A 21642-nucleotide genomic window follows, 5' to 3' on the forward strand; every position below is an offset into this window, starting at 1 on the left:
GAGTCACCTCCGCAGCAACGGCAGGACGGCCGAGCCGAGCAGGTCCACGCCGCGCTCGTCGGTGAGGCCGTGCGGCGTACCGAACTCGACCCGGCGCACGCCCGCGTCGATGAGCGCCTGGGCCTGCGCGGCGACCTGCTCCGGCGTGCCGGAGAAGGCGAACCGGTCGAGCACGTCGTCCGGGATCAGCCGGCCCGCCGCCTCGTCCTCGCCCGCGTCGACCAGCTCACCGACGCGCTTGACCAGGTCGTCGGGCATCTCGACGGTCGGGTCCAGCTCGGCCACCACGGCGAGGTACATGGCCACCTCGGTGCGGGCCTTCGCGCGGGCCGCCTCGCCGTCGGTGTCGACGACTGTCACGGCGCCGAGCACGATGCCGACGTCGGCGACGTCGCGTCCGGCCTTCTCCGCGCCGGTCCGCAGCCGCTCGCGGATCACCGGGACCATGTCCGGGTTGGCGCTGCCGCCCACCTTGATCTCGTCGGCGATCCGGCCGGCCAGCGCCGCGCCCTGCGGGCCCCACGCGCCGAGCAGCAGCGGCGGGTCGGGCCGCTGCACGTCGTAGCGCAGCGCGGTGCCGGGGGCGAGCGAGAAGACCTTTCCGGTGAAGCCGCTGCGGTCGCCGCGCAGCAGGCGGTAGACGACCTGGACGGCTTCCTCGATGGTGGTCAGCGGCCGCGGCTGCGGCAGGCCGACAGCGCCCAGCCAGGTTCCGCGGGCCAGACCCAGGTAGGCCCGCCCGTGCGAGGCCAGGTCCAGGGCGGCGATCTGACCGGCGATCTCGTACGGCGCCATCGAGTACGGGTTCAGGCAGGCCGTGCCGAGGCGTACCCGTTCGGTCGCCTGTGCCATCTCCAGCAGCGGGAAGATCGGCGGCTGGTACATCAGGTCGCCGAAGACGGTGAGCACGTCGAAGCCGTGCGTCTCGGCGGCACGCGCCAACCGGGCGTACGCGCCGGCCGGCTTGTCGCTCTGCAGGCCGAGCCCGATCTCGACGGTCATGTCAGGTCCGCCGAGTTCATCGTGCGCCGGCAGGTCCGTTCCACCTTCATGACGAGCCGCTCCTCCGGGTCGGGGCAGATGAAGTGGGAGTCCTGGGCCAGCCAGTCCCCCGGTGCCAGGTCACGCTGCTTGGCGGCGAGGAAGGGCAGCACCGAGGCGAGCGCGTACACGCAGAAGTGCTTTCCCTCGGGCAGCCGCAGGTGCGCGCTGTTCGTCAGTTCGAAGTGGTCGCCCACGGCCATGCCGCACACCGACCGGCCCTCGATCCGGTCGACTGTGACCTTCAGGTCGTAGATCTCCATGTCGCCGTCGCTGTCGCTCACGGTCCCTCCCCCTCGTCGATCCGTACGATGATCTTGCCGGTGGTCCGGCGTTCGGCCAGCTCGGTGAGCGCCGCGGGCGCCTCGTCCAGCGACACGACGCGGCTGACCGGCGGCCGGACCGCGCCGGAGGCGCACATGTCGAACAGTTCCTGGTAGGCGGACTCGACGGCGCTCGCCCGCTGCCACGGGTACTGCGAGCCCCAGGAGAGGCCGACGAGCGTCGCGTTGGCCGCCATGAGCCGCAGCGGGTCCACCGGCGGCGGTGCGCCACCGGCAGCGCCCACCGCGACCAGGCGGCCCTCGAACGCGAGACAGTCCCAGGACCGGGCGAACACGTCGCCGCCCACCGGGTCCACCACGACGTCCACGCCCCGGCCGTCGGTGGCCGCGAGCACGGCAGGCACGAAGTCCTCCGCCGTGTAGTCGATCGCCACCTGGGCGCCGTGGTCGCGGCAGATCGCGGTCTTGGCCGGGCCGCCCGCGGTGGCCACGACCCGGGCGCCCCGGGCGACGGCGAGCTGGATCGCGGCGATGCCCACCCCGCCGGCGCCCGCATGCACCAGCACCGTCCGCCCGGCGGTGAGACCGGCTCGTTCCAGCGCGAACCACGCGGTCTGGTAGGTGACCGGCAGCGCCGCCGCGGTGACCGGGTCGATCGTGGACGGTCGCGGCACCACCACCGCGGCGCCCACCGTCACCGTCGTGCCGAGCGCGCCGCGCGGCAGCGCCGGGCAGGCGAGCACCTCCTGACCCAGCAGGTGCTCGGCCCCGGCGCCGGCGGCGACGACCCGCCCGGCCGCCTCCACACCGGGTGTCATCGGCGGGTCGGGCCGCACCGGGTACTCGCCCCGGCAGAGCATGACGTCCAGGAAGTTCAGCCCCACCGTACGCACGGCGAGCCGTACCTCACCGGGGCCGGGCGGCGGGTCGTCGGGCAGAACGGCGACCGACAGCACGTCCGCCGGCTCACCGGTCCGCCCGGCGACCAGCCGCCGGATCACGCCGCACCCACCGGTTCCCGGACCAGCTCGGCGTGGTGGTGCACGATCACCCAGCGGCCGTCGACCCGGCGCACCACGTCGGTGACCCGGGTGATCTCCGGCTCGTCGTCCGGGCCGAGCTGCGCGACCAGCTCGTACCGGGCCACGCCGAAGTCGTCCCACACGTCGATACGCTTGTCCCGCGCGGCGAGCACCGCCAGCCGGGGCCGCTGCCCCGCGGCGTCCCGCCGGGCGCGGTACTCGTCCAGCTCGGCCCGGGTCCGCAGCGGCCCGGGCAGGTGCGTCTCCCAGGTGGTCACGTCGGGGTCCAGGTGCGTGTCGAACCGCTGCTGGTCCCCGGCGAGGAACGCGTCGTACATGTCGTCGATACCGGCGGCGATCTCCGCCGCGCCTGCCTGCGCGAAGGTCATCGCGTCTCCTCCTGGTTCCGATCGTCGCGGGCGATCTGCCCGCCCTTCATCACCCACCGCACGTCCCGGAACGCCGAGGTGTCGGCCAGCGGGTCGGTGTCCGTCGCGATCAGGTCGGCCAGCTTGCCGGCCTCGACGGTGCCGAGGTCGGACTCCGCGCCGAGCCACCGGATCGGGCCGAGCGTGCCGGCGTGGATGGCCCGCGCGGTGCCGATCCGCTCGGACATGTACTCCAGCTCCCGGATCGAGGCTGTCGTGCCCTCGAACTGCCAGAACGGGGGCATGTCGCTGCCGAGCAGCACCTCCACCCCGGCGGCGACGGCCATGTCGAAGCTCTCCAGGTGCCGGGGGCCGGCGCCGAGCGACCGGCACTGCATCCACTCCGGAACGCCCAGCTCGTCGAAGAACTCCTTGCACCGGGTCACCAGCAGCGTCGGCACGAGCGCCGTGCCGCGTTCGGCCATCCGCGCCGCGACCTGCGGGGTGAGCTGGTAGCCGTGCTCCACGCAGTCCAGTCCCAGCTCGACCGCCGCGCCGATCACGTCGGCGGGCCCGGCGTGCGCGGTCACCTTGCGGCCCCACGCGTGCGCCGTCTCGATCACCGCCGTCATCTCGTCGGCGAACAGCTGGGGCGTGTGGATGCTCTCGTGCTCACCGGCGATGCCGCCCGAGATCATCACCTTGATCAGGTCAGCGCCGGCCTTGATCTGGCTGCGCACGCCGTGGCGGAAGCCCACCGGGCCGTCGCACTCGAGCGTGTCGTTGCTCTCGTGGCCGTGCCCGCCGGTGCACACCAGCGCCCGGCCGGCGGTGTAGATGCGCGGACCCGGGACACGCCCGGCGTTGATCGCCCGCCGCAACGCGAAGTCGGCGTGGTCCTTCTCCGCCACGCAGCGCACAGTGGTCACGCCGGAGTGCAGCGTGCGCCGCGCCCCGTCGGCCATGTAGTGGGCGAGGTCGTACGAGCCCATCCCCTTGACGCCGTCGCCCCCGGAGCCGGGCAGCGACAGCGAGAAGTGGGTGTGCATGTTGACCAGGCCGGGCGTCACGTACCCGCCGTCGAGGTCCACCTCGGTCAGCCGGCCGGCGGCCCGCGCCTGCTCGGCCACCTCGGCGTACGGCCCGACGGCGGCGATCCGGTCACCCCGGACCCACACCCCGGCACCGGTCACGGGCGCCATGCCGTCCACCACGCGGGCATCAAGCACTGTGCAGTTGCCGAGCAGCACGCTCGGCTGCTCGGGCGAATAGGCGGCACTCACGCGATCACTCCATAAACGTCTCGGGCGGCCCGCGCGGAGACGTAGCCCTCGGCCACGTCCCGTCGCACCGCCTCCGGATCCCGACTCCTCGGGTCACCGTGCCCGCCGCCACCGGCGGTCAGCAACGTCACCCGATCCCCCACCGCCACCGCGGTACGCCGTGTGCTCACCCGGTGCTCCCGGTCCGTGCCCGGGAAGACGACCACCTGGTTCGGCTCCGGCTGCTCGCCGCCGGCCAGCGCCCACGGCGCGCTCTTCGTCTTCTTGATCACCGACAGGAACTCGCCCGGCGTCACGAACCGGATGTCCCGCCGCAGGCCGCAGCCGCCCCGGAACCGGCCGGCGCCCCCGGAGTCGGTACGGATCTCCAGACGCTCGAAGAACATCCCGGTCTTCGACTCCAGCACCTCGACCGGCGTGTTGCGCGCCTGGGTCTGGCACAGGTGGTTCGCCGGTCCGATGCCGTCGTGCCGGGGCGTGCCGCCCCACCCGACCGGGTCGTTGTTGCTGACCGCGAACATGTCGCCGGTGTCCGGGTGCCGCCCCACCATCATGAAGCCGGGCACGTCGCCGCCGGAGGAGGCGGCGAGCCGGTCCGGCATGCCCTGCGCCAGCGCCTTGAGGATCAGCTCCAGCGCGACGGTGCCGGTCCACTGGGTGAACGTGGCGGCCGGGTACTGCGCGTGGAACAGCGTGCCGGGCTCGGCGCGTACCCGCAGCGGCGCGAAGTGCCCGGCGTTCGTCTGCTCGTACGGCGTCGTGACGCCCTTGAACGCGACCCGGCAGGTGGCGATGGTGGCCCCGAGCGGCAGGTTCACCGGCCCGGGCACCGCCGGGGACGACCCGGCGAAGTCCACTGTGAACTCGCCGTCGGCGACGGTGACGGTGACCCGCATGAGGATCGGCTCGTCGGTGACGCCGTCGTCGTCGAGCCAGTCCTCGGCGGTCCAGCTGCCCTGCGGCAGCGCGGCCACCGCCTCCCCGGCGCGCTGCGCGGCGGCGTCGATCACCCGGTCGACGACCGCGTCGACCACCGCCGGGCCGTACTCGCGGTACAGCTCGGTCAGCCGCCGCTCGCCGGTCCGCAGCGCGGCGATCTGCGCGTTGAGGTCGCCGATGACGAGTTCCGGCATCCGCGAGTTGAACCGGATCAGCTCGTGGATCTCCGGCACCGGCTCACCGCGGGCGTACACCTTCGTGCCGGGGAAGATGATCCCCTCCTGGTGCATGTCCGTGGAGTCGAGCACGTAGCCGGGGTCCTTGGCGCCCAGGTCCATCCAGTGCGCCCGGATGCACAGGAAGCCGATCAGCTCCTCGGTTCCCGGCAGCACGACCGGCGCGAACATCGTGGCGTCGTACGTGTGCGCCGCGTTCCAGTACGGGTAGTTCAGCAGCACCACGTCGCCGCGGTGCAGGTTCTCCACGCCGACGTACTCGACGCCCTTGCGCAACGAGTAGTCGTTGGCGCCGAGGAAGCGGGACAACCCCGTCGACTCCGCGACCAGCCGCAGCCGCCGGTCGTAGATGGAGATGCCGAAGTCGTACACCTCGTAGATCACCGGGTTGAAGGCGGTGCGCACCAGCGCGGCCCGCATCTCCTCGGCGGCCGAGACGAGATGACTGCGGACGACCTCGACGGTTGCCCCGTCGACCGTCGGCTCACCCATCGACGTCCACTCCGTAGACGTCCCGGGCCGCCTCCCGGGAGACGTACCCCTCGGCCACGTCCCGCCGCACCGCCTCCGGGTCGCGGCGGCGCGGGTCACCGTGCCCGCCGCCACCGGCGGTCAGCAGGGTCACCCGGTCGCCGACGGCGACCGTCGTGCGCTTGGTGCTCACCCGGTGCTCGCGGTCGGTGCCCGGGAACACCACGATCTGGTTCGGCTCCGGCTGCAAGCCGCCGTCCAGCGCCCACGGCGCGCTCTTGGTCTTCTTGATCACCGTCAGGAACTCACCGGGCGTCACGAACCGGATGTCCCGCCGCAGGCCGCAACCGCCCCGGAACCGGCCCGCGCCGCCGGAGTCCTCGCGGATCTCCCAGCGCTCGAAGAACATCCCGGTCTTGGCCTCCATGACCTCGATCGGGGTGCCCCGGCCGGTGCTGCCCGAGACGTGCGTGGCGCCGTCCATCCCGTCGTGCGTCGCGGTGCCGCCCCAGCCCACCAGGTCGTTGTTGCTGACCGCGAACATCTTGCCGGTGTCCGGGTGCAGGCCGACCATCATGAATCCGGGCACGTCGCCGCCGGAGGACGCGGGCAGCAGGTCCGGCATGCCCTGGGCCAGCGCCTTGAGGATCAGCTCCACCGCCACGATGCCGGTCCAGAGCGTGAACGTGGGCTGCGGGTAGACGGCGTGGAACAGGCTGCCCGGCTCGGCGCGCACCTCCAGCGGTGCCACGGTGCCGGCGTTCGACGGCTCGTCCCGCGACGTCAGCGACTTCAGCACGACCTTGCAGATCGCCTCGGTCGCGCCGAACGGCATGTTGATCGGGCCGCGGGTCGCCGGGGCCGAGCCGGCGAAGTCGACGACGAAGCGCCCGTCGGCGATGGTCACAGTGACGCGCATCTTCACCGGGTCGTCGGTGATGCCGTCGTCGTCCACCCAGTCCTCGGCGGTCCAGGTGCCCTGCGGAAGCGTCGCCAGCGCCGCCCGGGCGCGGGCCTCGCCGTCGGCGATGATCCGGTCGATCGCCTGGTCGACGGTGTCCCGGCCGAACTTCTCGATGATCTCCAGCATCCGGCGCTCGCCGGTACGCAGCGCGGCGATCTGCGCGTGCAGGTCACCGAGCACCGCGTCGGGCATCCGCGAGTTGAAGCGGATCAGCTCGTGGATCTCGCGCACCGGCTCGCCCCGGGACACGACCTTGGTGCCCGGGAAGATCAGCCCCTCCTGGTGCATGTCGGTCGAGTCGAGCACGTAGCCCGGGTCCTTGGCGCCCAGGTCCATCCAGTGCGCGCGGACGCAGAGGAAGCCGACCAGTTCGCCGTCCGCGTCCGGGTCGGCCTCGTCCGGCCGGAACACCGGGGCGAACAACGTCGCGTCGTACGCGTGCGCCGCGTTCCAGTACGGGTAGTTGAGCAGCACCACGTCGCCGCGGTGCAGGTTCTCCCGGCCCACGTACTCCACGCCCTTGCGCAGCGAGAAGTCGTTCGCGCCGAGGAAGAACGTCAGCCCGGTGGCCTCGGCGACCAGCCGCAGGTCGGCGTCGTACATCGACAGACCGAAGTCGTGCACCTCGTAGATGACCGGGTTGAACGAGGTGCGGATCAGGGTGGCCCGCATCTCCTCCGCGGCCGACAGCAGATAGCTGCGGACGACCTCGACCTGGGCTCCGTCCAGCGTGGTCATGCGGCTTCCTCCAGGGTGACGAGCAGGTATCCGTGGTCGTCGACGGTTACCCGCTGACCGCTGGGCACCACAGTGGTCGAGGTGCCCTCGTCGACCAGCGCCGGTCCGTCGAAGGTGTCGCCCGGCTCCAGGCGGGCCCGGTCGTAGACCGCGAACGGCACCACCGCGTGCTGCCCGAAGTCGTACGCATCGCGGTGGGTCAGCAGCGCCTGCGACGGGTCGCCGTCGCCGCGCGCCAGCGTCTCCAGCTCGGGCCGGTCGGTGCGCCCGATGCCGCGCACCCGCAGGTTGAGGATCTGCAGCGGGTTGCCCATGGTGTGGCCGTACCGGGTGCGGTGCGTCTCGTCGAACGCGGCGCGGATCGCGTCGCGGTCCAGCTCGCGCCCGACGGTGACCATCAGGCTGTGCTCCTGGCCCAGGTAGCGCAGCTCGAACTGCCGCTCCAGCACCGCCTCGCCGGCCGGCACGCCCTGCGCCACCAGCGACGCGACCGCCTCGGCCTCGACGGCCTTGAACAGCTGCTCCAGCTCCGACAGGTCCGCGTCGTCGAGCGTGGCCATCACGGTACGGCTGAAGTCGTTGACGATGTCGGCCGAGAGCATGCCCCATGCGGAGAAACCGGACGGCGCGAACGGCACGATCACCTCGCCGATGCCCATCTCGCGGGCCAGCAGCGGCGCCAGCAGCGGTCCGGCGCCGCCGAACGCGAGCAGCGCGAACTGCCGGGGGTCGTGACCCCGCTCGACGGTGATCTGCCGGACCGCGCCGACGGTACGGGCCAGCAGCACGTCGAACACGCCCGCCGCCGCGTTCTCCACGCTCAGGCCGAGCGGCTCGGCGAGCTGCTCGGCGATGGCGGCGCGCGCCTCGGCGTCGCGCAGCCCCATGGTGCCGGCGAGGAACCGGTCCGGGTCCATGTAGCCGAGCACCACGGCGGCGTCGGTGACCGTCGGCCTGGTGCCGCCCCGGCCGTAGCAGACCGGGCCGGGGTCGGCGCCGGCGCTCTGCGGGCCGACCTTCAGCAGGCCGTGGTCCAGCCAGGCGATCGAACCGCCGCCGGCGCCGATGGTCCGGATGTCGTACGTCGGGATGAGCAGCGGGAAGTGCTCCAGCTGGGCCTCGTACGCGGCGACCGGGTTGCCGCGCTCGATCACGCAGGCGTCCAGCGAGGTGCCGCCGATGTCGAACGTGAGCACGTTGTCCCGGCCCAGCTCGGAGGCGACGTACGCGGCGCCGACGATGCCGCCGGCCGGGCCGGACAGCACGGTGTGCGTGGGTGCGGTCTTGGCAACCGCGCTGGTCATCGAGCCGCCACCGGACCGCATGATCAGGAAGCGCCCGGCGAAGCCGCGCTCGGCCAGGCCGGACTCCAGCTCGTCCACGTACCGCTCGAAGATCGGCCGGATGTACGCCTCCAGCACCGTGGTGCTGGTCCGCTCGTACTCCCGGTACTCGCGCACGATGTCTGTCGACAGCGATAGGCTGACCTCGGGGAACTCCTCGTGGATCAGGCGCGCGGCCTCCCGCTCGTGGCTCGGGTCGAGGAACGAGTGCAGGAAGCAGATGGCGATCGAGGTGACCTGCTGGTCCACCACGAGCGTGCGGGCGGCCTCCCGGACGCTGTCCGGGTCCAGCGGCTCCACCACGCGGCCCCGGTAGTCGAGCCGGCCCCGCACGCCGGCGGTGAAGCGGCGCTGCACCAGGCTCTCCGGCCGCTGGTACTGGAAGTCGTACATGTGGTCGGACGGCACGTTGCCGCGGCCGATCAGGAAGATGTCCCGGAAGCCCTCGTTGGTGATGATGCCGGTACGGCCGCCACGACGCTCCAGCACCGCGTTGAGGCCGAGGGTGGTGCCGTGGATGAACAGCTCCACCTCGGACAGGTCGGTGCCGAGCGCGGTGATCGCGTTGAGGACACCGTCCGCGGGCCGGGCCGGGGTCGTGGCCGCCTTGCGGAAGCGGACCCGGTTGGTGCGCGTGTCCAGTTCCATGGCGTCCACGAAGGTCCCGCCGATGTCGACGGCGAGCCGGATGGGGCGACGGGTCATGGCGTGACAGCCTGCCTTCCGATGAGGGCGGGAAGCTCGGGAACGCGCCAGCAGGCGGCCCGGCTCTCGCCGTACGACTGAAGCTCCTGCTGCTCCGATCGGCACCGGTCGGTGACGAACGGGCACCGGGCGGCCAGTGGGCACCCGGTCGCGGCGTCGGCTTCCTCCAGGTCCTTGACCAGCTCGACGGCCTCGCCGTCGGACCCGGTCGTCCCGCCGAGGCGGGGGGCGCTGCCCAGCAGCGCCCGGGTGTACGGGTGCCGGGGCGTGTCGAAGACGACGTCCACCGGTCCTTCCTCGACGACCCGGCCGAGGTAGAGCACCACGACACGGTCGGCGAACCCGCGCACCGTGGCCAGGTCGTGGGAGATGAACACCGAGGCGCGGTCCGCGTCGGCCGCCACGTCAGCGATCACGTCGAGGATCTGCGCCTGGACGGTGACGTCCAGCGCCGAGGTCGGCTCGTCGAACACGATCAGGTCCGGCTCGCCGACCAGCGCGCGGGCGATGCCGATACGTTGCGCCTGGCCGCCGGACAGCTCGTGCGGGTAGCGCTGGAGGATCGACCGGTCCAGCTCCATCCGGTCCAGCACGGCGGTGACGCGCGCCTCCCGCTGCGCCGCGGACAGGCCCGCGGCGCGCAGCGGCTCGGCGACGGAGTCGCCGACGGTACGGCGCGGGCTCAGCGAGCCGATCGGGTCCTGGAACACGAGCTGCGCCCGGGTCCGGGCCCGGCGCAGCGCCCGGCCCCGGGGGCGGGGGCGGCCCGGCTGCTTGACCAGCGCCTGCCCGGCGACCGTGACGGTGCCGGACGTGGGCGCGACCAGGCCCATCACGAGCTTCGCGAGGGTGCTCTTGCCGCAGCCGCTCTCGCCCACCACGCCCAGCGTCTCGCCCGGCCCGAGCCGGAGCGTGACGCCGCGCAGCGCGTGGTGCCCGCCGGAACCGAACCGGCTGCGATAGACGACGTGCGCGTCCTCGATCTCCAGCACGGCGGGCTTCGGGTCCGGGCCGGCCGCGCCCGCGCCGGACGCGACCGGCGTGTGCGACGTCCGCGGCACGTCGGCGTCCAGCGGCCGGGTCTGCGGGTGGAAGCAGGCCAGCGACCACTCGCCGCCGCCGGGCACGGGCCCGGTGGCCGGGCGCCGGGACGAGCAGGTGCGGTCGGCGTGCGCGCACCGGGCGACGAACGGGCAGTTGTGCGGCGCCTCGGTGAGCAGCGGCATGGCGCCGGGGGTGGCGACGACCGGCCGGCCGCCGACGTCCGGCACCGAACGCAGCAGCGCCCGGGTGTACGGGTGGGCGGGCTCCCGCAGCACCTGCGCGGCCGGTCCGCTCTCCACCACAGTGCCGGCGTAGAGCACCACCACCCGGTCGCAGACCTCCGCGATGGACGCCAGGTCGTGCGAGATCAGCAGGACGCCCCGGCCGTCGGTGTCGGCGGCGTGCCGGAACTGGCGCAGGATCTCCCGGGTCAGCGTCACGTCCAGACCGGTGGTCGGCTCGTCGGCGATCAGCAGCTCCGGCGCGCAGCCGGTGGCCAGCGAGATCATCACGCGCTGGGCCATGCCGCCGGACAGTTCGTGCGCGTACGCGTCGAGCCGCCGCTGCGGGCTGCGGATGCCGACCGCCTCGAACAGCTCGCGCGCCGCCTCGCGGGCCCGCTCGCCGGACATCTCCTGGTGGGTGGCGAGCCGGTCGACGAGCTGCTTGCCGATGGTGCGGGTGGGGCTGAGCGCGCCGCGCGGGTTCTGGAAGCAGATCGCCACCCCCCGGCCGCGGTGGGCGGCGAGCGCGGCGTCGTCCATGCGCAGCACGTCCGAGTCGCCGAAGCGCACCCGGCCGGTGGCGTGCGAGCCGCCGGGCAGCAGCCCGACGATGGCGCGGGCCACCATGCTCTTGCCGCCGCCGCTCTCACCGACGAGGCCGACGACCTCGCCGGGCCGGACGGTGAAGCTGACGCCGCTGAGCGCCGCGACCTGCCGGCCGGGCCGGCGGATCGTCACGGAGAGGTTCTCGATCGACAGCATGGTCACCGCCGCTTCGCGTTCGCGCGGTCCTGCAGGCCTTCGCCCAGCAGGCTGAACCCCAGGACGCAGACGAACAGGGCCAGGCCGGGCGGGACCGAGGTCCACCACCGGCCGCCGACCACGTCCGCGGCACCCAGGCTGATCATGGCGCCCCACTCCGCCTCGGGGATACTCACGCCCAGGCCGAGGAAGGAGAGCCCGGCCAGGGTGAGCATGGCCCAGCCGCAGTTCAGCGGCGCGATGACCCGGACCGGGGTGAGGCTGTTCGGCAGCAGGTGCCGCCAGAGCACGCCCACCGGCGAGGCCCCGGAGGTGATCGCGGCGTCCACGAACGGCAGTTCCCGCAGCGACCGCACCTCGGCGCGGACGAGCCGGGCGTACGCCGGCGCGTTCACCGCCGCGATCGTGATGATCAGGTTGATGGTGCCGTTGCCGAGCAGGGCGGCCACCGCCAGCGCCAGGATGAACGTGGGGAACGACTGAAAGATGTCCACCACCCGCATCAGCACGTCGTCGAGCCAGCCGCCGAAGTAGCCGGCGACCAGGCCGAGCAGCGTGCCGACGACCACGGCGAGCGCGACCGCGGCCAGGGCGATGCCCAGGTCGAGCCGGGCGGCATAGAGCATCCGGCTCCAGATGTCCATGCCGTTGCCGTCGGTGCCGAGCAGGTGGCTGCCGCCCGGGGCGACCAGCGTGTTCGCCGCGTCGATCTCGGTCTCGCCCCACTGGCTCAGCAGCGGTGCGAACACCGCCAGCAGCGCGACCACCGACAGGATGCTCGCCCCGGCGATGATCATGCGGCGGGCGAAACGGCTGTCCCGGTCGCCGCCGGGCACGACCACCGGCGCGGCGGCGGGACCGTCGGGGACGGTTCGCAGCTCGGCCATCAGAGCCTCACTCTCGGGTCGAGGATCGCGTGGACCACGTCGGCGATGAGGAACACCAGCACGTAGCACAACGCGATGACCAGCACCGACGCCTGCACGACCGGGTAGTCCCGGTAGAGCAGGCCGCGCAGGGCCCACTGGCCGAAGCCCTGCCACGAGTACACGTACTCAACGAGCACGGTGGAGCCGATCGCCGTGCCGAAGACCAGCGCGGCCAGTGACGGCAGCCGGACCAGCGTCGCCCGCAGCAGGTAGCCGTAGTGCAGCGTGCGGTCGCGCAGCCCGTGTGCCTTCGCCGCGGCGTACGACTCCGAGTGCAGCACCTCGAGCGCGGAGGCCCGGACGCTGCGCAGCAGCGGGGCGACCACACCGACCACGAGGGTCAGCACCGGCAGCACCAGGTACGCCGCGGCCGAGGCGATCGCCGGCCCGTTGGCGGTGAGGACGGCGTCGACGAGGTCGGCGCCGGTGAGCGGGGTCAGGCCGGTGTCCGGGTCGACCCGGCCGTTGGGCGTGGGGAACCAGCCGAGGATGCTGTAGCCGACGAGCACCAGCACCAGGCCGAGCCAGAACTCCGGTACGGAGTTGCCGACCAGCGCGAAGATCCGGACGCTGTGGTCGCCGGCCCGGTTGGCCCGCTTGGCCGACCAGATGCCCAGCACGGTCGCCACCACGAGCGCGATGCTCACCGAGATGACGACGAGTTCCAGGGTCGGACCCACCCGCAGCGCCATCTCCGAGCCCACGGAGCTGCCGCTCTGGATCGACGTCCCGAAGTCACCGGTGAGCAGCCCGCCGAGGTAGTCGAGGAACTGCTGCCACAGGGACTGGTCGAGCCCGAAGCGGGCCCGGGCCGCGGCGGCGTCCTCCTCGGTGGCGTTCTGCCCGAGGATGCTGCGGACCGGGTCGCCCGGCAGCACCCGGACCAGGAGGAAGGCCAGGACGACCACTCCGAGCAGAACGGGGATCAGCTGGAGCAGTCGCCTGACGACGAAGCGGAAGATACGCATGGGTGGGTGGTGTCCCTAGGCCGATGCGCTCAGGTAGCGCAGGCGGGCGAGGCCGTCCATCGGCTGCACCCAGCCGGCGACGGATTCCCGGACGGGCAGGTTGAAGTTGGGCTGGCAGATGACCACCCACGGCACGTCGGCGGCGAGGATCTCCTGGACCCGCTTCCACAGCGCGTTGCGGGCGCCCGTGTCGACGGTGGTGTGCGACTTCTCGTAGATCTGCTCGATCTCCGGGTTGCTGTAGTTCGAGTAGTTGAGGTTGGCGCCCTTGACGAAGCTGGTCGCCAGCATGTACTCGACGTCGTCCACCCAGAGCTGCCCGGAGGTGATCTGGAGCGGGATGTTCTTCTTGGTCCGCCGCTCGCCGAGCGTGGCCGGGTCCAGCGGGGTCAGCTTGAGCCGGATGCCGGCCTTGGCCGCCTCGCTCTGCACCTGGACGGCGATCTTCTGCTGCTCCTCGTTGTCGGCCTCGAAGACCAGCTCGGAGTCGAGCGACGCCCGGCCGGCGGCGGCCATGGCGGCCTTCGCCTTGTCCAGGTCGTAGGTGAACGGGTAGCCGCTCTCGTCGTAGCCGGGCATGTCCAGCGGGACCGGGCTCTTGGCCGGGCGGGCGTCGCCGCCGTACACGTTGTTGATGATCTGCTCGTAGGGCACCGCGTACGCGAGCGCCTTGCGGACGTTCACGTCGTTGAACGGCGCGGCGGTCACCGACATCTGGATCGCGACCTGGCGGTTGCTGGCCGCCGAGATGACCTTGATGCCCGGCGCCTTCTTCAGGTCCTGGATGTCGCGCTGGCTGATGCCCAGGGCGATGTCGATGTCACCGGCCTGGAGCTGGAGCCGCTGGTTGGAGGCGGCCGGCACCACCGAGATCCGGATGGTCGGCGTCTTGGCCGGGTCCGGGCCCGGGTAGTCGGTGTTCGCGCTGAGCTCGATCTCCTGGCCCTGGGTGGCCTTGGCGACGTTGAAGTAGCCGCCGGTCGGCGGGTTCTTCGCGAACCAGTCCTTGGCCCACGGGTCGCTCGCGCTCGCGTGCTTCTTGGCCTCGACCGAGTCGAAGACGTACAGCGAGATCGCCTGGATCTGCCGGGTCAGGGCGCTCGGGAACGCCTGGTGGAACTCGACCGTGTAGTCGTCGACGACCTTGACCTGGTCGGCGCTGGTCAGGCCGATGGTGCGGTAGACGCCGGCCACGTTCGCCTGGGCGGCGAACGCGCGGTCCTTCGACCACTTCACGTCGGCGGCCTTCATCTCGTTGCCGCTGGCGAACTTCACGCCGCGCCGCAGCTTGAGCGTCCACACCTTCTGCTCGGCGTCCGGCTCGAACGACTCGGCGAACGTCGGGGTGATGTTCTGGGTGTCGAGGATCTGGCTGCCGCCGGCGTTGGTGACCCCGTAGTCGATCAGGTACGGGAAGACGTTCTTGTAGAGCATCAGCGCGGTCAGGTCGAAGCCGACGAAGTCCTGGTCCCAGCTCGACAGGTAGCTGGAGACGGCGATGCGCAGCGTCTTGGCGGAGGCGCCGCCGGACTTGCCGTCCGTGGACTTGTTACCGCTGTCCGCGGCGCAGGCGCCGGTGGCGAAAAGGAGCGCGACGCTGCCACCCAACTGCAGGACGCCGCGGCGGGAGAGCGCGGGCGAGGAGGCGCCCGGACGGTGTGAACGAGCCATGAGAAGCCCTCCTAGAAGCACGAGGCGAATGGCCCGAGCTGCGGACCTACCTGGTGTTCTACCGGATTAGGCACGAGTGAACAATAGGGTGAACGGCGTTCACTGAACACGGCCGTGCTGTGAAATCAGAGCGCTCCCGAACTGCGGGATAGCCCGAGCATCAGCGTTCACAACGGTTCATCAAAACGTTACGTACGGCGTATCGAAGAAGGCCGAGACCGTCGGCTGTTCCTGGGCGTGACCTGTCCGGCGCCCTGGGCGCCGTGGTCGCGGCGCTGCACACCGCGTACCGGCGGCTCGGGCTCGCCGGGGCGGACCTCGCCCGCGTACCCCAGCCGGACGCCCTCGCCGGCTGCGACCTGACGGCCCTGGCCGCCCGCGTCTGAGCAGGCCGCGCCGCCCGCGCCGGGCGCTCCTGTGAGCGCTCACCCGGCGGTCCACCCGGCATTCCTCCGGGCCCGGGCGGTTGAACATGTTATCGATAACCTGCTATGTTCCGGCACGGGAGCGAAGGGCACGCTCCCCGTCACCCCCGCAATCGGCAAGGCGTCCCGAGGCATCTCCCTCGCCGCCCGGCCGGTCGGTGACCAGTCCGGGCCGCTCCGCCGATGCACGCCACGCAGGCGGCCACCGGACGACTTCAGCCCCGGCCGCACGCGCGGCTCCGCGCCCTCTTCGCAGGCGACGTCGGCATCGACGGACGGCCCGGCCTGCACCGCCACCCAGGGCAAGGAGTCCAGCAAATGGCGAAACGAACACCGCTCATCTCATCCATCGCCGCCGCGGCGATGCTCCTCGCGGCGGCGGCCGGGGGCGCGCTCAGCAGCAGCTTCGGCGAGACAGCGCAGGCGTCGACGAACGGCACGCTCGCGGCGACAGCCGGCTGCGGCAAGGCGCCCACGCTGTCCAGCGGGACGCGCACCATCTCCAGCGGCGGCCAGAACCGCAGCTACATCCTGCGCATCCCGGACGGCTACGACCGCAACCGTCCGTACCGGCTGATCTTCGGGTTCCACTGGCTGAACGGCTCGGCGAACAACGTGGCCTCGGCCGGCTACTACGGCCTGCTGCCGCTGTCGAACAACAGCACGATCTTCGTCGCGCCGCAGGGCATCGACAACGGCTGGGCCAACACCAACGGCCGGGACCTGACGCTGTTCGACGACATCTCCCGGCAGATCGAGAACGACCTCTGCGTGGACACGTCCCAGCGGTTCGCGCTCGGCTGGAGCTACGGCGGGGCGATGAGCTACGCGGTGGCCTGCGCCCGGCCCAACATCGTCCGCGCGGTCACCGTCATCTCCGGCGCCAACCTCAGCGGCTGCAACGGCGGCACCCAGCCGGTCGCCTACTTCGGCATCCACGGCACCTACGACAGCGTGCTGAACATCTCCATGGGCCGGTCGCTGCGCGACACGTTCGTCCGCAACAACGGCTGCACCGCGCAGAGCCCGCGCGAGCCGAGCCGTGGCAGCCTCACCCACATCACCACCACGTACTCCGGCTGCCGCGAGGGCTACCCGGTGCAGTGGGCCGCGTTCGACGGCGACCACACCCCCAGCCCGGTCGACGGGTCGGGCAGCCCGAACGACTCCCGGACCTGGACGTCGGGGGAGATCTGGCGGTTCTTCAGCCAGTTCGCGTCCACCACGCCGCCGACCACGGCGCCGCCGACCACCGTGCCGCCGACCACGCCGCCGGTCACCACCGCGCCGCCCACGACTCCGCCGGTCACGACGCCGCCGCCGGGTGAGCCGGGCGCGTGCACCGCGACCTACCGGACCGTGAACACCTGGCCGGGCGGGTTCCAGGCCGAGGTCACTGTGGCCAACAACGGCGCCACCACGCTCAACGGCTGGACCGTACGCCTGACCCTGGCCTCCGGCCAGGCGATCAGCAGCCTCTGGAACGGCGTCAACACGGGCACCTCGGGCTCGGTGTCGGTCCGCAACGCCGACTACAACGGCACTGTCGGCGCGAACGGCTCGACGACGTTCGGGTTCACCGCCACCGGCAACGGCGCCACCGCACCCAGCGGCGTCAGCTGCACCAGCCCCTGACCGGGCCGGGCACCGATCCCCGCACGGGGAGCCGGGCCGTGGGGTGGCGCCGCGCCGCCCCACGGCCCGGCACCGGCCGGGACAACGTGAGGTCCCGCCGGACGCCGGGATGTGCTCTAATTAACTCTGGTCGATGTTTGCGCTAACATTCTCGATCCCGCAGGCCACCACCACCAGCACCTCGGGACCGGCACGCAACTCTTGTTAGCGTTTACACCGACGGTTACCCACAACTCGCGACACCCGGCCCCGCCGGCCGGACGGTCGCGCGTACCCGAGGAGCCGTCATGGTGATCCCCCGTCCCCGGTCCGTCCGATCCGGACCATCGCGTCTCGTCATCTCCGCCCTGGCCCTCTCCCTGGCGGCCACCGGCGGCGGCCTCGCGCTCGCCGCGAGCCCCGCCCAGGCGGCCACCACGATCACCGTCAACGGCGCCTCCGGGGGCCAGACGTTCGACGGGGTCGGCGCGGTCAGCGGCGGCGGCGGCAACAGCCGGCTGCTGATCGACTACCCGGAACCCCAGCGCGGGCAGATCCTGGACTACCTGTTCAAGCCCGGCTACGGCGCCGCGTTGCAGATCCTCAAGGTCGAGATGGGCGGCGACACCAACTCCACCAGCGGCTCGGAGCCGAGCCACGAGCACGTCCGGGGCGATCTCAACTGCAACCGTGGCTACCAGTGGTGGATCATGGAGCAGGCCAAGGCCCGCAACCCCGCCATCAAGCTGGCGGCGCTGCCCTGGGGTGCTCCCGGGTGGATCGGCAACGGCAACTTCATGTCTCAAGACATGATCAACTACTTCGTGGACTGGTTGGGCTGCGCGCGGCAGCACAACCTCACCATGGACTACATCACCGCCGCCCAGAACGAGAAGCGGACGGACGCGAACTGGACCATCAGCCTGCGCCAGGCGCTGAACGCCGCCGGCTACAGCGGCGTGAAGATCATTTACGGGGACGACTACCCCGGCAGCTGGGGCCCGGCCAACGCCGTGGCCGGCAACGCCACGCTGCGCAACAGCATCGACGTGCTCAGCGGCCACTACCCGTGCGGCTACCTCAGCGCGCAGACCACATGCACCGTGTCGTCGACAGCCACCTCCACCGGCAAGACGCTGTGGAACAGCGAGGGCGGCTCGCAGGACTACAACGACGGCGCCAAGCCGCTGGCCCGCGGCATCAACCGCGGCTACATCGACGGCCGGATGGTCGCCTACCTCAACTGGGACCTGATCGCCGCCATCACCCCGAACCTGCCCTGGTCCACGGTCGGGCTGATCCTGGCCAACCAGCCCTGGTCCGGCTGGTACTCGGTCGGCAAGAACACCTGGGCGCTGGCGCACACCACCCAGTTCACCGCGCCCGGCTGGCGCTACCTGGACTCGGCCTCGGGCTACCTCGGCGGCAACCGCAACAACGGCAGCTACGTGTCGCTGCGCTCGCCCACCACCGGCGACTACAGCACCGTCGTCGAGACCATGGACGCCACCGCGGCCCAGCAGGTCACCATGAACGTCACCGGCGGGCTGTCCACCGGCCAGGTGCACATCTGGTCCACGAACCTGAACTCGAACAACCCGAACGACTTCTTCGTGCGCGGCGCGGACATCACCCCGTCGGGCGGGTCGTACTCGTTCACCGCCCAGCCCGGTCACCTCTACACCGTCACCACCACGACCGGTCAGGGCAAGGGCACCGCCACCAGCCCGGCCCAGGGCTCGCTGAGCCTGCCGTACCGCGACGACTTCGACAGCTACGCCGGCGGGCGGATCCCGAAGTACCTCCAGGACATGCAGGGCGCGTTCGAGATCGTCGGCTGCGGCGCCGGCCGGGCCGGCATGTGCCTGCGCCAGATGTCCGCGCAGGCGCCGATCACCTGGAAGACCCTCGCCGACCCGGCGACCTACGGCGGCAACCTGAACTGGGGCAACTACACGGTCTCGGCCGACGCGCTGCTCGAACAGTCCGGCTACGCCCAGATCATGGGCCGCGTCGGCACCACGAACCTCGATCCGATCGGCCGCTACAACGGCTACTTCCTCCGGGTCACCGACTCCGGCGCGTGGTCCATCCTGCGCAACAACACCGCCGGGCAGCTCGCCACGCTGCGCAGCGGGAACGTCGCGGCGCTGGGCACCAACCGCTGGCACAGCCTCGCGCTGGGCTTCTCCGGCACCACCATCACCGCGAGCATCGACGGCACGACGGTCGGCACCGTCACCGACTCCACGTTCGGCACCGGCCAGGTCGGCTTCGGCACCAGCCAGGGCCAGACCGCCCAGTTCGACAACCTGGCGGTGGTCGCCGGCCCGGGCGGCAACCCCGGGGGTACGAGCGGCGCGTGGCTCAACCCCAACTCGAGCCGCTGCCTGGACGTGCCGAACCAGTCCCAGACCAACGGCACGCAGGTGACGTTGTGGGAGTGCAACGGCGGGACCAACCAGCAGTGGACGGCGACGTCGAGCCGCCAGCTCCAGGTGTACGGGAGCAAGTGCCTGGACGCCGAGGGGCAGGGCACCTCGTCCGGCACCCGGGTGATCATCTGGGACTGCAACGGCGGCGCCAACCAGCAGTGGAACGTCAACACCGACGGCACGATCACCGGCGTCCAGTCCGGACTGTGCCTGAGCCCGAACGGCGGCGGGACCGGCAACGGCACCGCGATCGTCCTGTCCGCCTGCACCGGCGCGAACAGCCAGAAGTGGAGCCGGGCGTGACGGCCCGACCCTCGCCGACCACATCATCCGCCGCGGCGCGGCCTACCCCGGGAGAAGACCTGTGACGTCAACGCTATGGAGAACCGACCGCCGGACCAGACGATGGCTCGCCCTGGCGGTGACCATGCTCGCCCTGCTCGGGCTGGCCCCGGCCATCGCCGGCGGGCTGAAGCCGACCGCCGCCCGGGCGGACAACCCGATCGTGCAGACCATCTACACGGCCGACCCGGCCCCGCTCGTGTACAACAACCGGGTCTACCTGTACACAGGCCACGACGAGGACAACTCGACCTGGTTCACCATGAAGGAATGGCGGGTCTACTCGTCCGACGACATGGTGAACTGGACCGACCACGGATCGCCGCTCAGCCTCGCCACGTTCAGCTGGGCCAAGCAGGACGCGTGGGCCGGCCAGGCGGTCCACCGCAACGGCAAGTTCTACTGGTACGTGCCGATGGTCGTGCGGGCGACCGGCCAGATGGGCATCGGGGTGGCGGTGGCGGACAGCCCGACCGGGCCGTTCCGGGACGCCATCGGGCGCCCGCTGGTGAGCAACGGCGAGATCGACCCCACCGTGTTCATCGACGACGACGGCCAGGCCTACCTCTACTGGGGCAACCCGCGCCTGTGGTACGTCAAGCTGAACGCGGACATGATCTCGTACTCGGGCAGTCCCACCCAGATTCCGTTGACCACGGCGGGCTTCGGGGCGCGGACCGGAGACGCGAACCGGCCGACCCTCTACGAGGAGGGGCCGTGGGTGTACAAGCGCAACGGCCTCTACTACATGGTCTTCGCGGCCAAGTGCTGCTCGGAGTTCATCGCCTACTCGACCGCGCCCGGGCCGCTGGGACCGTGGACGTACCGCGGCACCGTCATGCCCACCCAGGGCAGCAGCTTCACCAACCACCCCGGGATCACCGACTACAAGGGCGGCTCGTACTTTTTCTACCACAACGGCGCGCTGCCCGGCGGCGGCGGTTTCACCAGGTCGGTGGCGGTGGAGAAGTTCTCCTACGGCGCCGACGGCTCGATCCCGACGATCAACATGACCACCACCGGCGCGCCGCAGATCGGCACGCTCAACCCGTACGTGCGGCAGGAGGCCGAGACGAGCGCCTGGGCGTCCGGCGTGGAGACCGAGCCGGCCAGCGGCGGCGGGATGAACGTCGGCTTCATCGACAACGGTGACTACCTCAAGATCAAGGGCGTCGCCTTCGGGACCGGCGCGACCTCGTACACCGCCCGGGTGGCCTCCGCGGGCAGCGGCGGCACCATCGAGCTGCGGCTGGACGGGACCAGCGGCCCGGTGGTGGGCACCTGCCGGGTGGCCGGCACCGGCGGCTGGCAGACCTGGGCGGACACGACCTGCGCGGTCAGCGGCGCCACCGGCACCCACGACCTCTACCTGCGGTTCACCGGCGGCAGCGGCTCGCTGTTCAACATCGACCACTGGCGGTTCACCCCCGCCGGGAGCACGCCGCCGCCCACCGACCCGCCGACCACCACGCCGCCGCCGAGCGATCCCCCGCCGACCACTGCGCCGCCCACCACGCCGCCGCCGAGCGGTGACGCCTGCACCGCCACCTACCGCACCACGAACTCCTGGTCGGGCGGATTCCAGGCCGAGGTCACGGTCACGGCCGGCGCGGCGGCGCTCAACGGCTGGTCCGTGCGGTGGAACCTCGCGAGCGGCCAGAGCATCAGCCAGGTCTGGAGCGGCACGCTGAGCACCAGCGGCTCCACCGCGACCGTCCGCAACGCCGCGTACAACGGCTCGGTGCCCGCGTCCGGCTCCACCACGTTCGGCTTCATCGCCAACGGCTCGCCGACCATCCCCTCCCTGACCTGCACCAGCCCGTGAGAGGAGCAG

The 21642-nt window shown here is 71.8% G+C and carries 16 protein-coding genes; 4 read left to right on the forward strand and 12 right to left on the reverse strand.

Annotated features, from left to right (window positions below):
• Positions 1 to 3: 3 nt before the first annotated feature.
• The 12 genes from O7607_RS03280 to O7607_RS03335 are packed head-to-tail and all read right to left on the reverse strand — an operon-like array spanning position 4 to position 14992.
• The gene (locus tag O7607_RS03280) at positions 4 to 1002 is read right to left on the reverse strand and encodes an LLM class flavin-dependent oxidoreductase (RefSeq protein WP_269700901.1); all 999 of its coding nucleotides are present in this window, start codon (positions 1000 to 1002) and stop codon (positions 4 to 6) included.
• Complete coding sequence (locus O7607_RS03285; RefSeq protein ID WP_151500654.1) at positions 999 to 1325, reverse strand: TIGR04076 family protein; 327 nt, start codon at positions 1323 to 1325, stop codon at positions 999 to 1001. Before O7607_RS03285 ends, O7607_RS03280 begins: the two co-directional genes overlap by 4 nt.
• The gene (locus O7607_RS03290) at positions 1322 to 2326 is read right to left on the reverse strand and encodes a zinc-binding dehydrogenase (RefSeq protein WP_269700902.1); all 1005 of its coding nucleotides are present in this window, start codon (positions 2324 to 2326) and stop codon (positions 1322 to 1324) included. The genes O7607_RS03285 and O7607_RS03290 overlap by 4 nt, the downstream gene beginning before the upstream one ends.
• Entirely contained in the window at positions 2323 to 2736 is a 414-nt protein-coding gene (locus O7607_RS03295) for a nuclear transport factor 2 family protein (RefSeq protein WP_269700903.1), read from the reverse strand. Before O7607_RS03295 ends, O7607_RS03290 begins: the two co-directional genes overlap by 4 nt.
• Positions 2733 to 3998 (reverse strand): amidohydrolase family protein, encoded by a 1266-nt coding sequence (locus tag O7607_RS03300; RefSeq protein ID WP_269700904.1) that lies wholly within the window; start codon positions 3996 to 3998, stop codon positions 2733 to 2735. The genes O7607_RS03295 and O7607_RS03300 overlap by 4 nt, the downstream gene beginning before the upstream one ends.
• A complete protein-coding gene (locus O7607_RS03305; RefSeq protein WP_269700905.1) occupies positions 3995 to 5665 on the reverse strand; it encodes a hydantoinase B/oxoprolinase family protein in 1671 nt (556 codons plus the stop codon). Before O7607_RS03305 ends, O7607_RS03300 begins: the two co-directional genes overlap by 4 nt.
• Positions 5658 to 7346 carry a hydantoinase B/oxoprolinase family protein gene (locus tag O7607_RS03310; protein ID WP_269700906.1) on the reverse strand — a complete coding sequence of 563 codons (1689 nt, stop codon included), beginning with the start codon at positions 7344 to 7346 and terminating at the stop codon, positions 5658 to 5660. The genes O7607_RS03305 and O7607_RS03310 overlap by 8 nt, the downstream gene beginning before the upstream one ends.
• The gene (locus tag O7607_RS03315; RefSeq protein ID WP_269700907.1) at positions 7343 to 9394 is read right to left on the reverse strand and encodes a hydantoinase/oxoprolinase family protein; all 2052 of its coding nucleotides are present in this window, start codon (positions 9392 to 9394) and stop codon (positions 7343 to 7345) included. Before O7607_RS03315 ends, O7607_RS03310 begins: the two co-directional genes overlap by 4 nt.
• Positions 9391 to 11424, reverse strand: a complete 2034-nt coding sequence (locus O7607_RS03320) for an ABC transporter ATP-binding protein (RefSeq protein WP_269706880.1) — start codon at positions 11422 to 11424, stop codon at positions 9391 to 9393. Before O7607_RS03320 ends, O7607_RS03315 begins: the two co-directional genes overlap by 4 nt.
• 2 nt (positions 11425 to 11426) lie before the next feature.
• On the reverse strand, positions 11427 to 12311 hold the full coding sequence (locus O7607_RS03325) for an ABC transporter permease (RefSeq protein WP_269700908.1): 885 nt from the start codon (positions 12309 to 12311) through the stop codon (positions 11427 to 11429).
• A complete protein-coding gene (locus O7607_RS03330; protein WP_269700909.1) occupies positions 12311 to 13321 on the reverse strand; it encodes an ABC transporter permease in 1011 nt (336 codons plus the stop codon). Before O7607_RS03330 ends, O7607_RS03325 begins: the two co-directional genes overlap by 1 nt.
• A gap of 15 nt (positions 13322 to 13336) precedes the next feature.
• The gene (locus O7607_RS03335; protein ID WP_269700910.1) at positions 13337 to 14992 is read right to left on the reverse strand and encodes an ABC transporter substrate-binding protein; all 1656 of its coding nucleotides are present in this window, start codon (positions 14990 to 14992) and stop codon (positions 13337 to 13339) included.
• A gap of 263 nt (positions 14993 to 15255) precedes the next feature.
• Here O7607_RS03335 and O7607_RS03340 point away from each other — a divergent pair, with 263 nt between their 5' ends.
• The 4 genes from O7607_RS03340 (at position 15256) to O7607_RS03355 (ending at position 21633) form a co-directional block, all read left to right on the forward strand.
• Positions 15256 to 15378 (forward strand): hypothetical protein, encoded by a 123-nt coding sequence (locus O7607_RS03340; RefSeq protein WP_269700911.1) that lies wholly within the window; start codon positions 15256 to 15258, stop codon positions 15376 to 15378.
• Between the two features lie 357 nt (positions 15379 to 15735).
• Positions 15736 to 17052 (forward strand): cellulose binding domain-containing protein, encoded by a 1317-nt coding sequence (locus O7607_RS03345; protein WP_269700912.1) that lies wholly within the window; start codon positions 15736 to 15738, stop codon positions 17050 to 17052.
• A 287-nt stretch (positions 17053 to 17339) separates the two neighbouring features.
• Complete coding sequence (locus tag O7607_RS03350; protein WP_269700913.1) at positions 17340 to 19769, forward strand: ricin-type beta-trefoil lectin domain protein; 2430 nt, start codon at positions 17340 to 17342, stop codon at positions 19767 to 19769.
• A 124-nt stretch (positions 19770 to 19893) separates the two neighbouring features.
• Complete coding sequence (locus O7607_RS03355) at positions 19894 to 21633, forward strand: family 43 glycosylhydrolase (RefSeq protein WP_269706881.1); 1740 nt, start codon at positions 19894 to 19896, stop codon at positions 21631 to 21633.
• Positions 21634 to 21642 lie beyond the last annotated feature (9 nt).

This window comes from Micromonospora sp. WMMA1949, assembly GCF_027460145.1.
In the GTDB taxonomy this organism is placed as follows: Bacteria; Actinomycetota; Actinomycetes; order Mycobacteriales; family Micromonosporaceae; genus Micromonospora.

Coding starts and splice junctions, on each gene's coding strand:
- O7607_RS03305 (WP_269700905.1), bottom strand. CDS start 5,665: ATGGGTGAGCCGACGGTCGACGGGGCAACCGTCGAGGTCGTCCGCAGT.
- O7607_RS03350 (WP_269700913.1), top strand. CDS start 17,340: ATGGTGATCCCCCGTCCCCGGTCCGTCCGATCCGGACCATCGCGTCTC.
- O7607_RS03295 (WP_269700903.1), bottom strand. CDS start 2,736: ATGACCTTCGCGCAGGCAGGCGCGGCGGAGATCGCCGCCGGTATCGAC.
- O7607_RS03280 (WP_269700901.1), bottom strand. CDS start 1,002: ATGACCGTCGAGATCGGGCTCGGCCTGCAGAGCGACAAGCCGGCCGGC.
- O7607_RS03355 (WP_269706881.1), top strand. CDS start 19,894: ATGCTCGCCCTGCTCGGGCTGGCCCCGGCCATCGCCGGCGGGCTGAAG.
- O7607_RS03325 (WP_269700908.1), bottom strand. CDS start 12,311: ATGGCCGAGCTGCGAACCGTCCCCGACGGTCCCGCCGCCGCGCCGGTG.
- O7607_RS03315 (WP_269700907.1), bottom strand. CDS start 9,394: ATGACCCGTCGCCCCATCCGGCTCGCCGTCGACATCGGCGGGACCTTC.
- O7607_RS03310 (WP_269700906.1), bottom strand. CDS start 7,346: ATGACCACGCTGGACGGAGCCCAGGTCGAGGTCGTCCGCAGCTATCTG.
- O7607_RS03345 (WP_269700912.1), top strand. CDS start 15,736: ATGGCGAAACGAACACCGCTCATCTCATCCATCGCCGCCGCGGCGATG.
- O7607_RS03335 (WP_269700910.1), bottom strand. CDS start 14,992: ATGGCTCGTTCACACCGTCCGGGCGCCTCCTCGCCCGCGCTCTCCCGC.
- O7607_RS03320 (WP_269706880.1), bottom strand. CDS start 11,424: ATGCTGTCGATCGAGAACCTCTCCGTGACGATCCGCCGGCCCGGCCGG.
- O7607_RS03330 (WP_269700909.1), bottom strand. CDS start 13,321: ATGCGTATCTTCCGCTTCGTCGTCAGGCGACTGCTCCAGCTGATCCCC.